This window comes from Exiguobacterium sp. USCH10 (assembly GCF_037619445.1).
Lineage (GTDB): Bacteria > Bacillota > Bacilli > Exiguobacteriales > Exiguobacteriaceae > Exiguobacterium > Exiguobacterium aestuarii_A.
In genome coordinates this window covers 42,920-53,529 of sequence record NZ_JAQPZO010000014.1, presented here as the reverse complement: position 1 = coordinate 53,529, position 10,610 = coordinate 42,920, and the positions used below count along the sequence as shown (strand labels likewise).

The 10,610-nt window shown below is 47.4% G+C and carries 16 protein-coding genes; all 16 read right to left on the bottom strand.

Annotated elements, in window-relative coordinates; translation table 11 throughout:
- Positions 1–363 precede the first annotated feature (363 nt).
- The 16 genes from PQI28_RS14830 to PQI28_RS14755 all read right to left on the bottom strand — a co-directional run bounded on the left by PQI28_RS14830 (position 364) and on the right by PQI28_RS14755 (position 10,555).
- Complete coding sequence (locus PQI28_RS14830; RefSeq protein ID WP_214786164.1) at positions 364–1,008, bottom strand: KinB-signaling pathway activation protein; 645 nt, start codon at positions 1,006–1,008, stop codon at positions 364–366.
- Between the two features lie 11 nt (positions 1,009–1,019).
- Positions 1,020–2,051 carry a P-loop NTPase gene (locus tag PQI28_RS14825; RefSeq protein WP_074032486.1) on the bottom strand — a complete coding sequence of 344 codons (1,032 nt, stop codon included), beginning with the start codon at positions 2,049–2,051 and terminating at the stop codon, positions 1,020–1,022.
- 134 nt (positions 2,052–2,185) lie between these two features.
- Positions 2,186–2,578 (bottom strand): 30S ribosomal protein S9, encoded by a 393-nt coding sequence (rpsI, locus tag PQI28_RS14820; RefSeq protein ID WP_012727644.1) that lies wholly within the window; start codon positions 2,576–2,578, stop codon positions 2,186–2,188.
- Positions 2,579–2,603: 25 nt separating this feature from the next.
- Entirely contained in the window at positions 2,604–3,041 is a 438-nt protein-coding gene (gene rplM / locus PQI28_RS14815) for a 50S ribosomal protein L13 (protein ID WP_026824852.1), read from the bottom strand.
- A gap of 143 nt (positions 3,042–3,184) precedes the next feature.
- On the bottom strand, positions 3,185–3,925 hold the full coding sequence (truA, locus tag PQI28_RS14810) for a tRNA pseudouridine(38-40) synthase TruA (protein ID WP_339963757.1): 741 nt from the start codon (positions 3,923–3,925) through the stop codon (positions 3,185–3,187).
- Complete coding sequence (locus tag PQI28_RS14805) at positions 3,922–4,713, bottom strand: energy-coupling factor transporter transmembrane component T family protein (protein ID WP_214876983.1); 792 nt, start codon at positions 4,711–4,713, stop codon at positions 3,922–3,924. Before PQI28_RS14805 ends, truA begins: the two co-directional genes overlap by 4 nt.
- The gene (locus PQI28_RS14800) at positions 4,710–5,588 is read right to left on the bottom strand and encodes an energy-coupling factor transporter ATPase (RefSeq protein ID WP_339963756.1); all 879 of its coding nucleotides are present in this window, start codon (positions 5,586–5,588) and stop codon (positions 4,710–4,712) included. Before PQI28_RS14800 ends, PQI28_RS14805 begins: the two co-directional genes overlap by 4 nt.
- Positions 5,564–6,400, bottom strand: coding sequence for an energy-coupling factor transporter ATPase (locus PQI28_RS14795; protein ID WP_074032463.1), 837 nt, complete (start codon positions 6,398–6,400; stop codon positions 5,564–5,566). The genes PQI28_RS14800 and PQI28_RS14795 overlap by 25 nt, the downstream gene beginning before the upstream one ends.
- Positions 6,401–6,469: 69 nt before the next feature.
- Positions 6,470–6,823, bottom strand: a complete 354-nt coding sequence (gene rplQ, locus PQI28_RS14790) for a 50S ribosomal protein L17 (RefSeq protein WP_012727650.1) — start codon at positions 6,821–6,823, stop codon at positions 6,470–6,472.
- A gap of 24 nt (positions 6,824–6,847) precedes the next feature.
- Positions 6,848–7,792, bottom strand: coding sequence for a DNA-directed RNA polymerase subunit alpha (locus PQI28_RS14785; protein ID WP_012727651.1), 945 nt, complete (start codon positions 7,790–7,792; stop codon positions 6,848–6,850).
- Between the two features lie 92 nt (positions 7,793–7,884).
- Entirely contained in the window at positions 7,885–8,280 is a 396-nt protein-coding gene (gene rpsK / locus PQI28_RS14780) for a 30S ribosomal protein S11 (RefSeq protein WP_012727652.1), read from the bottom strand.
- A 16-nt stretch (positions 8,281–8,296) separates the two neighbouring features.
- A complete protein-coding gene (rpsM, locus tag PQI28_RS14775; protein ID WP_012727653.1) occupies positions 8,297–8,662 on the bottom strand; it encodes a 30S ribosomal protein S13 in 366 nt (121 codons plus the stop codon).
- Positions 8,663–8,681: 19 nt separating this feature from the next.
- Positions 8,682–8,795 (bottom strand): 50S ribosomal protein L36, encoded by a 114-nt coding sequence (rpmJ, locus tag PQI28_RS14770; protein ID WP_003156543.1) that lies wholly within the window; start codon positions 8,793–8,795, stop codon positions 8,682–8,684.
- A gap of 30 nt (positions 8,796–8,825) precedes the next feature.
- Complete coding sequence (gene infA / locus PQI28_RS14765) at positions 8,826–9,044, bottom strand: translation initiation factor IF-1 (RefSeq protein WP_021066622.1); 219 nt, start codon at positions 9,042–9,044, stop codon at positions 8,826–8,828.
- 105 nt (positions 9,045–9,149) lie between these two features.
- A complete protein-coding gene (gene map, locus PQI28_RS14760; protein ID WP_214749789.1) occupies positions 9,150–9,908 on the bottom strand; it encodes a type I methionyl aminopeptidase in 759 nt (252 codons plus the stop codon).
- The gene (locus tag PQI28_RS14755; RefSeq protein ID WP_012727656.1) at positions 9,905–10,555 is read right to left on the bottom strand and encodes an adenylate kinase; all 651 of its coding nucleotides are present in this window, start codon (positions 10,553–10,555) and stop codon (positions 9,905–9,907) included. The genes map and PQI28_RS14755 overlap by 4 nt, the downstream gene beginning before the upstream one ends.
- Between the last annotated feature and the right edge of the window lie 55 nt (positions 10,556–10,610).

Below are 10,610 nucleotides of genomic sequence, written 5' to 3'. Positions count from 1 at the left end.
GGATCAAACTCTCCAAAGAATTTGATATAGCTCTTAAATTGACGAAGCTTGCGCTTCATTCAAAAATTGTAAAACTTATTTTTGCCTCATCGTTCAGTTTTCAAAGACCAATCGTTGTCGTGTTAGCGACTTTTTAATAATAGCGATTTGACTTGTGAAAGTCAACTACTTTTTATTATTTTTTTCGCTTCCTGATTATCGTTTCGTGAACAACATCAGCGACGTTTATTAATATATCAGCATCCTACAAAACCGTCAACTATTTTTCTAAAAAAACTTTATTTTTTTCTATTAACATCACTAAAAGAAAAAAACAGTCGTGGATCAACCCCTGACAAGGAGTAATCCACGACCGCTCGATCGTTAAGATGACTTAGAAGACATCTGCTTTTTTGTTTTCTTCTTTGCTGTTTCTGGTGAAGTCGGCTCTGCCACTTGTCCAGTCTGTTGGAAACGATGAAGCATCAATACTTGATAGGCGTTCGCAAACACGAGTGTCGCGAGTGCTGGCCAAAGTAATGGGATTTCATCAGTTGTTTGAAGCGCTGGAATCCATTCGATTAACGTAATCACCGTCATCAAGAAGAGTGTCGGAATGAAAGCACTCATATTCGTTTGTTTCGCCTTACTTGCAGCAACTACCCAAGCGACAATTAATAGCACAGCCATCTCACCGATATAACGCCACATATGATCGTTCCCAAATGCGAGCATTCGTAAATAAACGGCATCAAAGATTGCAAAAGCAATCAGCAATACTTGAACACGATTCCATAGACGTGGTCCTCTAAACAAGTCGAGACCGACTCGGTGGATGATTAAATAGGCGAAGAAGCCCATCATGCTGATCCCGGTCCATGTACTCGAGTAACTGAGTGCCGTGACAATTGCCTCCCAGGACTGACTGACCAAATAACCCGGGTTCGCCAATAAATTCATCAGGAACCCAAACAACGTCCCAAAAACGAGCGTTGTCCAAAACAAACGTAAAAAACCTTGTACTTTCATCTCTCACCGATTCACCCTTCTATTTGTTGAATGACTGCTTGCGCCAACTCATCATACGTATGCTCAAACGGATGCCCATCACGATACACAGATGGTGCAAAGTCTTCTTCGTTGTCATACGGTTGACCGAGTGGAATTTGAGCGAGGAGTTTACTCTTCAGTGCTTCTGAGAGTTTTTCTCCACCACCATACCCAAATACATATTCTTTCTCGCCTGTGACCTTACTTTCGAAGTAAGCCATGTTCTCAATGATGCCTAACACTTTATGGTTCGTTTTAATCGCCATTGCTCCTGCACGGGCAGCAACGAAGGCAGCTGTAGCATGAGGTGTCGTCACAATCAACTCTTGACATGATGGGAGCATAGAGTGGATATCGAGCGCGACATCTCCTGTTCCTGGTGGTAAGTCGAGCAATAGATAGTCAAGGTCTCCCCACTCCACGTCATTAAAGAAGTTGTTGAGCATCTTCCCAAGCATCGGTCCGCGCCAGATAACAGGTGCATTATCTTCAACGAAGAAGCCCATCGAGATGACTTTTACACCAAATCGCTCAACTGGAATGATTTTTTCTCCACGAACGACTGGACGTTCTTCGATTCCGAGCATATCTGGAACGCTGAAACCGTAAATGTCCGCGTCAATCAATCCAACTTTCTTCCCAGCACGTGCAAGCGCAACCGCTAAGTTGACGGATACTGTCGACTTCCCTACGCCACCTTTACCTGAAGCGATAGCGATAAATGTCGTTCCTGAATTCTCGCGAAGGATTGCTGGCTTTGTTGCCTCCTTCAAACTTTCATCGTTCAATGCTTCAAAGCGAAGCCCGACCGTCTTAAAGCCTTTCCCCTTGAGCAATGTGACGATCTCTTGTTGTAACTGAAGCTGTTCCCCGCTCCCTGTTTGTCCGAGTGCCACTTTCACACTGACGTAATCTTCTTTAATGCGGATGTCTTTGACTCCCGCTGTATCTCCAAGCGTTCGGTTGATCGTTGGATCAACGAGCCCCGCCAATTCCTCGCGTACTTGCTCTACTGTAAGCATATCGCTTCCCCCTTATAACTGTTTCGATATCAGTATATCAAAAAAAGCGTTTTCTTGACGGCTTTGGAATCGACTAATTCAAACAAAAAACTCTCCACCCGAAAGGATGGAGAGTTCGAACCACTTCGCGAAGATTAACGCTTCGAGAATTGTGGTGCGCGACGTGCTGCTTTAAGACCGTATTTTTTACGTTCTTTCATACGAGCGTCACGAGTTAAGAAGCCTTTTTCTTTGAGGCTTGGACGGAATTCTGGGTCCGCTTGAAGAAGCGCACGTGATACGCCGTGGCGAATCGCTCCAGCTTGTCCAGTGTATCCACCACCGTTAACGTTAACGATTACATCGTATTTACCTTCTGTTTCAGTCAATACGAGTGGTGATTTAGCCATCATGATCAAAGTCTCATGACCGAAGTATTCTGAGATATCGCGGCCATTTACAACAACTTTACCGTCACCTGCAACGAGGTGAACGCGAGCCACCGAGTGTTTGCGGCGGCCTGTTCCGTAGTAACGTACATCTGCCATCGTTTAGTTCCTCCCTGTGTCTCGATTAACCGCGAAGTTCGTAAACTTCTGGTTTTTGTGCTTCATGCTTGTGTTCAGTTCCAGCGTAAACGTGGAGTTTGTTGAATTGTTGACGACCGAGTGATCCTTTTGGAAGCATCCCTTTGATCGCGAGTTCAAGCATACGCTCTGGACGTTTTGCGAGAAGCTCTTTTGCAGTTTGTGATTTCAAACCGCCTGGATGACCTGAATGACGGTAGTAGATCTTGTCATTCAATTTGTTACCAGTCAATTTGATTTTCTCAGCGTTGATGATGATGACGTGGTCTCCGCAATCAACGTGTGGTGTGAAAGTCGGCTTGTGCTTACCGCGAAGAAGTGATGCTACTTCACTAGTCAAACGACCGAGTGTTTTGCCTTCTGCGTCGATAAGGAGCCATTTGCGTTCTACTTCAGATGCTTTAGCCATGAATGTTGTGCGCATGTGGAATACCTCCTAAAATGTCTGTTCACTTAATTTTTTTGATGCTTTATCATAATCCTAGTTTACGGGGCTAAGATTGTGGTTCATCTCTAAATGTGAAAATGAAATGCCAATGAATATAATACGATTTTATAGAGGGAATGTCAATCTACTTTTTCATAATTCACATTCCATAAATATAAACCGTGTGGGGGCGCGGTAATCCCCGCCATACGGCGGTCTTTCGCTTCCAGCATTTCGGTGATGTCAGCCGGCTCATACTTGCCTCTCCCTACCTCAATGACCGTCCCTACCATGATACGTACTTGATTATATAAGAAACCAGAACCGACGAAACGGAATACGATCTCATCCCCTATTTCGAGCACTTCTGCTTCAAAGATGGTACGGACGCGGTCCTCGACTTCCGCCTTTGTCACAGAGAACGATGTAAAGTCGTGGGTGCCGACTAGCCGCTCCATCGCCTCACGCATTCGATCAAGGCTAAGGTCATACGTCACCGTGGCAGCATAGTGCCTTCTGAATGGATCCTCGGTCTTACGGATATGATAGCGATACTCTTTTCGCTTCGCCCCATATCGAGCATGGAACCCAGCATCCGCTTCTTCTGCTTGTTTGACGAGGATGTCGTCGGGCAACATCGCGTTCAACGCTTTGACAAACCGCTCCGCCGGCATCTGTAACGAAGTGTCAAAATGAATCACTTGTCCTAAGGCATGGACACGAGCGTCTGTACGACCTGAGGCGACAATTTTGACGGGATGGCGATGCATTCGTGTGAGAACTGCCTCAATCTCCGCTTGAATCGTGTTCCCATTTGGCTGTACTTGATATCCCGCGTAGTGTGTCCCGTCATAGGCAACTGTCAGTTTAATCCGTCTCATCCAATCCCTCTCAATCCGAACAATATGAGTGTTAACGCGACAAAGATCAGCAGTACTGCTGTATCACGCGTCTGCCACTCCATCTCACGCAACCTCGTCCGTCCTTCACCCCCGCGATACCCACGAGCCTCCATCGCCGTAGCGAGGTCCTCAGCGCGCTTAAACGCCGAGATGAACAATGGAATCAATAAAGGGATGACTCCTTTTAAACGAGACTTCCATGGACCACTCATCAAATCAACCCCTCGTGCTTGCTGGGCTTTCATGATTCGATCTGTCTCATCTGCAAGGGTCGGTAAGAAGCGAAGCGAGATGGATAACATCAAGGCAATCTCGTGTGCCGGTACACGAATCCGCTCAAACGGTCGAAGACCCGCTTCAATCGAGTCGGTCAATTCCATCGGTGTCGTCGTCAACGTGACGAGAGTCGTTAACATGACGAGATAGAAGAACCGGAGCGAGACAATCAGTCCCATCCGAATCCCTTCTGAGTAAATGGCAATCGGACCAAATTCAAAAAGGAGTGTCCCGTCACGATTAAATAATAACTGCAAGATCAACGTGAAGACGATCAAGAAGAGAATCATCCGTAACCCATTCCATAAATAACGCCACGATAGTTGTGATAGTTTCACCGCAAATAACGTGAACGCTAGTAGAAACAAGTTCGTCCATAAGTTATCCGCTAAAAACACGACCGGGATAAATCCTAAAATAAAGAGTGTCTTCGCACGGGCATCGAGTGAATGGAGCCAGGAATGACCCGGTATATATTGACCAATAATCATATGGCTCCCCCTCTCAAGTGCTCTGCGATCCAATCCGCTAATTCGGCCTCCGTTCGTACGAGTGGAGTGACCGTTTCCCCAAAAGCCGGCGCTAGATCACGGGCGAATCGGAGAACGTGCGGGATATCAAGTTGGAGACGACGTACGAGAGCTTCATCCTGAAACAACTCAAACGGATCGCCATCGAACGCTACCTGTCCACGCTCCATCACGACGGCGCGTTCCGCGTAAGTGAGCACGTCATCCATATCGTGAGAAACGAGAATCAGCGTCAGATTCAGCTCTTCTCGTAATCGTTTAAATAATGCCAGCATATCTCGTCTGCCAATCGGATCGAGACCCGCTGTCGGTTCGTCGACGATGAGGACGTCGGGGCGGCTCGCTAAGACGCCCGCAATCGCGACGCGACGCATTTGTCCCCCGGAAAGGTCGAATGGGGAACGGTCCCATAGTGATTCATCCAAACCGACGAGACGAAGTGCCTCATGGGCACGCTCTTTTGCTTCGGCATCTGTCGCGCCAAAATTGCGCGGACCGAACATGACGTCGCGTTCGACCGTCTCTTCAAACAATTGGTGCTCAGGATATTGAAAGACGAGCCCAACGCGACGCCGAAGCGGCAAGAGATTTTGTTTTTTATCCCGACGCGAGCGAATCGGTGTGACCGTGATGTCATCGACCACGACACGTCCATCAGTCGGTCGTAATAAGCCGTTCATATGTTGAACGAGCGTTGATTTCCCCGAGCCCGTATGCCCAAGAAACGCAACAAGCGCTCCCGACGGAATGGTTACATTCACATCGCGCAGCGCGGTTCGTTCAAACGGAGTATTCATTTGATATTGATATGTTACTTCTTCAATGCGTATCGGCATAGATGGTTCACCAACTCCGAATGTTGTAGCATCAGACGATCGAGTGGAATGCCACGTGCCTTCAGTTCGAGTTGCATCCGGACAATGAACGGGACATCCAATTGAATGTCACGAAGCTGATCGGGATGTTGAAACACGTCTTCAGGTGTACCGGTCATCGCAATCTTACCTTTCGATAATGCAATGATACGGTCGGCAAACAACACTTCGTCGAGCTCGTGTGTAATGGCGACAACGGTCATCCCTTCTGAGACGAGTTGTCTTACCGTTTGTAATACCTCTTGTCGCCCAATTGGGTCGAGCATCGAGGTCGCTTCATCGAGCACGAGGACACGCGGGCGCATTGCGAGAGCCGCAGCTATCGCAACGCGCTGCTTTTGTCCACCGGATAACTGATGCGGTTCACGGTCCGCTAGTTCCGATAATCCAACGCGCGCTAGACTGTCATCAATTCGACGAACCATTTCTTGACGTGGAAGTCCCATGTTTTCGAGAGAAAATGCCACATCATCGCGCACGGTCGCCCCGACAAATTGATTGTCGGGATTTTGAAAGACGACCCCGATCCGAGTTCGAACGTCCCACACGTCTGCGGCGTTCGATGGATCGAGTGTCTCGACGCGGACTTCCCCCTGTTCAGGAATAAGAAGTCCGTTCCACAACTTCGTCAGTGTCGACTTACCAGAACCATTATGGCCGACAATCGCAAGCCATTCCCCTTTATATACATCGAGCGACAGGCCGTTAAGTGCCGGCTCAGACTGTCCAGGGTAATGAAATACGACGTCCCGTACCATAATTTGCGATTCCATAGGTCGACTCCTTTCTGATGTGGAAACAGGGCAATACGTCACCGCATGCCCTGTTGACTGCCTAATGAATTAGACGAGTTCGATGATTACAACTTCTGCACCATCACCGCGGCGTGGGCCGACTTTCATGATGCGCGTGTATCCACCTTGACGTTCAGCGTAGCGTGGAGCCACGTCTTCGAACAATTTTTGGATTGCGTCTTTTTCTCCAGCGTTCTCCTTACGAACGAATGAAGCTACTTGACGACGGGCATGAAGATCGCCACGTTTCCCAAGAGTGATCAATTTTTCAACGACTGGGCGAAGTTCTTTCGCTTTTTGTTCAGTTGTTTGAATGCGCTCGTTGATGATTAGGTCAGTTGCAAGATCACGCAAAAGCGCCTTGCGTTGCGAGCTTGTACGGCCAAGTTTCGAATAAGCCATTACATTTCCCTCCTTCGGTTGAACTTAGTCTTCTTTACGCAAGCCCAAACCGAGTTCGTCCAACTTGTGTTGAACTTCTTCGAGTGATTTACGTCCGAGGTTACGAACTTTCATCATCTCTTCCTCTGATTTGTTTGCGAGTTCTTGAACAGTGTTGATGCCAGCGCGCTTCAAGCAGTTGTACGAACGAACTGAGAGATCGAGTTCTTCAATCGTCATTTCGAGTACTTTTTCTTTTTGGTCTTCTTCTTTCTCGACCATGATTTCTGCGTTGAGAGCCTCATCTGTCAAACCAACGAAGATGTTCAAGTGTTCAGTCAAAATTTTCGCTCCTAATGATACAGCTTCTTCCGGACGAATTGAACCATCTGTCCACACGTCTAATAAAAGCTTATCAAAGCTAGCGTCTTGACCGACACGTGTTTTATCTACTTCGTAGTTCACGCGTTGAATCGGTGTATAGATCGAATCGATTGGAATGACCCCAATCGGCATATCATCACGTTTGTTATCTTCTGCCTGGACGTAACCACGACCACGGCGAGCAGTCAAACGCATGCGAAGCGTCGCATTGTCAGCGAGAGTCGCGATGTGGAGCTCAGGATTCAAGATTTCAACGTCGCTATCATGGGTAATGTCTGCCGCAGTGACAGCACCGGCACTTGAAACGTTAATCTCAAGCGTTTTCTCTTCTTCCGAGTACACTTTGAGTGCTAACTTCTTGAGGTTTAGTACGATTTGAGTAACGTCTTCGACGACACCGTCAATCGTAGAGAACTCGTGAAGCACGCCATCGATTTGAACCGCTGTTACCGCTGCACCTGGGAGCGATGACAATAGAATTCGACGTAGTGAGTTACCGAGAGTAGTGCCATATCCACGTTCAAGCGGTTCTACTACGAATTTACCAAACGTAGCGTCCTCGCTGATTTCGACCGTTTCGATCTTTGGTTTTTCAATCTCGATCATCTGAACCCCTCCTTGAGTATATCCTGCCGTGCAGTTTGAACTGCTAAAGTATAAGCTGTCGTGCTAGGTAAACCCCTCACACGTTCAAGCGATTATACGCGGCGACGTTTCGGAGGGCGGCAACCGTTGTGCGGAACTGGAGTTACGTCACGGATTGCAGTAACTTCGAGACCAGTAGCTTGGAGCGCACGGATAGCCGCTTCACGTCCAGCACCAGGACCTTTAACGTTAACTTCTACTGTACGCATACCGTTGTCCATTGCAACTTTCGCTGCAGTTTCAGCAGCCATTTGTGCTGCGAACGGAGTCGATTTACGTGATCCTTTAAATCCAAGGTTACCAGAAGTAGCCCATGAGATCGCGTTACCTTGCGTGTCAGTGATTGTAATGATTGTGTTGTTGAATGTAGAACGGATGTGTACCACACCGACTTCAACATGTTTTTTAACTTTACGTTTAGAACGTACGTTTTGCTTACGTTTCGCCATTGTTCAATTCCCTCCTTTACTTCTTCTTGTTCGCTACTGTACGGCGTGGGCCTTTACGAGTACGCGAGTTGTTCTTCGTGTTTTGACCGCGAACAGGGAGACTACGGCGATGACGGATACCGCGGTATGCGCCGATCTCGATCAAACGTTTGATGTTAAGTGAAACTTCACGACGAAGGTCACCTTCAACTTTGATTCCGTCAATTGCTTCACGGATACGGTTGAGTTCATCTTCAGTAAGGTCGCGTGTGCGTGTCTCTTCAGAAACGTTAGCAGCCTTCAAAATTTCTTGTGCTTTTGTTTTACCAATACCATAGATGTATGTGAGCGAAATAACGATACGTTTTTCGCGTGGAATATCTACACCAGCAATACGTGCCATGTGTGCACCTCCTCTGAAATTAACCTTGTTTTTGTTTGTGTTTCGGGTTTTCGCAAATTACCATTACTTTACCCTTACGGCGAATAACTTTACATTTTTCGCAAATCGGTTTTACCGACGGTCTTACTTTCATGAGTATACCCTCCTCCTGGAAAAATCGGAGTTACTTATAACGGTACGTAATCCGCCCGCGAGTCAAGTCGTATGGAGACAACTCAACAGTTACGCGGTCACCTGGAAGGATCCGAATGTAGTGCATCCGAATTTTCCCTGAGACGTGCGCGAGCACCGTGTGGCCGTTTTCTAACTCCACTTTAAACATTGCGTTCGGAAGTGGTTCGACAACAGTGCCTTCCACTTCAATGACATCTTGTTTCGCCATCATTTATTCCCCTTTCTATATGAAGATCTTTAGGAGCACAGACGATCTATTGCCATCTACTGTGAGAGAAGGATCCAGAATGGATCAGTATGAAACAATAGAGCCTCATTCACCGGAATCGAGTTTCGTTAAAATCTCGTATCCATCGTCTGTGATGGCGATGGTGTGCTCAAAGTGGGCGCACATGCTACCGTCCACTGTGACAACTGTCCAGTTATCAGCCAGTGTTCGAACATAGCGTTGACCAGCATTAACCATTGGTTCAATAGCTAACGTCATCCCAGTCTTCAGGCGCGGCCCTTTCCCCGGTGGACCATAGTGTGGAATTTGCGGTTCTTCATGCAAATTTTGTCCAACACCATGACCGACGTATTCGCGGACGACAGAAAAATCGTGTGATTCAACATATGCTTGAATCGCATGTGAAATATCTGTCAATCGCCCTCCAGCCTTGGCGTGCTCCAATCCTTTATACAGACTTTCTTCGGTTACGTCAAGTAGCCGCTGTGTCTCTTCTGAGATTGTTCCCACTGGATAAGTCCAAGCGGAATCTCCATGGTATCCATTATAGTAGGCACCGATGTCGATTGAGATAATATCTCCATCGTTCAATACCCGTTTTCCTGGAATGCCATGAACAAGCTCTTCATTCACCGAAGCGCAAACACTACCGGTAAAACCGTTATAGCCTTTAAACGATGGCGTCGCACCTTGGCTGCGAATGTAATCTTCCGCAATCTGGTCGAGCTCAAGCGTCGTGATTCCTGGTTTTATGTGCTGTTTGAGCACCTGGTGCGTTCGAGCAACAATTTGCCCAGCCTCACGCATAATCGCAATTTCACGAGGCGTCTTCGTGATGATCATTCAGTATCACCGAGTAATGCTTTGACATCGGCATATACGACATCGATTGGACGATCTCCATCCAATGTACGAAGATACCCTTTTTCAGCGTAAAAGTCAATGAGTGGTTTCGATTGCTCGATGTTGACGTCAAGGCGACGGCGAACCGTTTCCTCTTTATCGTCTTCACGTTGCATGAGAGCCGACCCATCCACATCACAGATGCCTTCCACTTTTGGTGGGTTGAAGATCACGTGATATGTCGCACCACATGTTGGGCAGATCCAACGACCTGTCAAACGTGGAACGAGAATTTCCGCATCCACATCGATGTTGACGACGTGGTCAATCTGTTTCCCCAAATCTTTAAGCAAACTTTCGAGTGCCTCTGCTTGAGCAACAGTACGCGGGAATCCATCAAGTAAGAAACCTTTTTCAGTGTCATCTTGGCTAAGACGTTCGCGTACGATTCCGATTGTTACCTCATCCGGTACGAGTTCGCCTTTATCCATGAACGACTTGGCTTCTTTACCGAGTGGCGTTCCGCCTTTGATTGCCGCACGAAACATGTCGCCTGTCGAAATGTGAGGGATTTGGTACTCTTCTACGATTTTAGCAGCTTGAGTCCCTTTCCCAGCACCCGGTAAGCCCATGAGTACTAGATTCATCTCGGTTAGCCTCCAGTTTTGATTTTCACGAAGGGCTTGTAAACACGACAGGAAG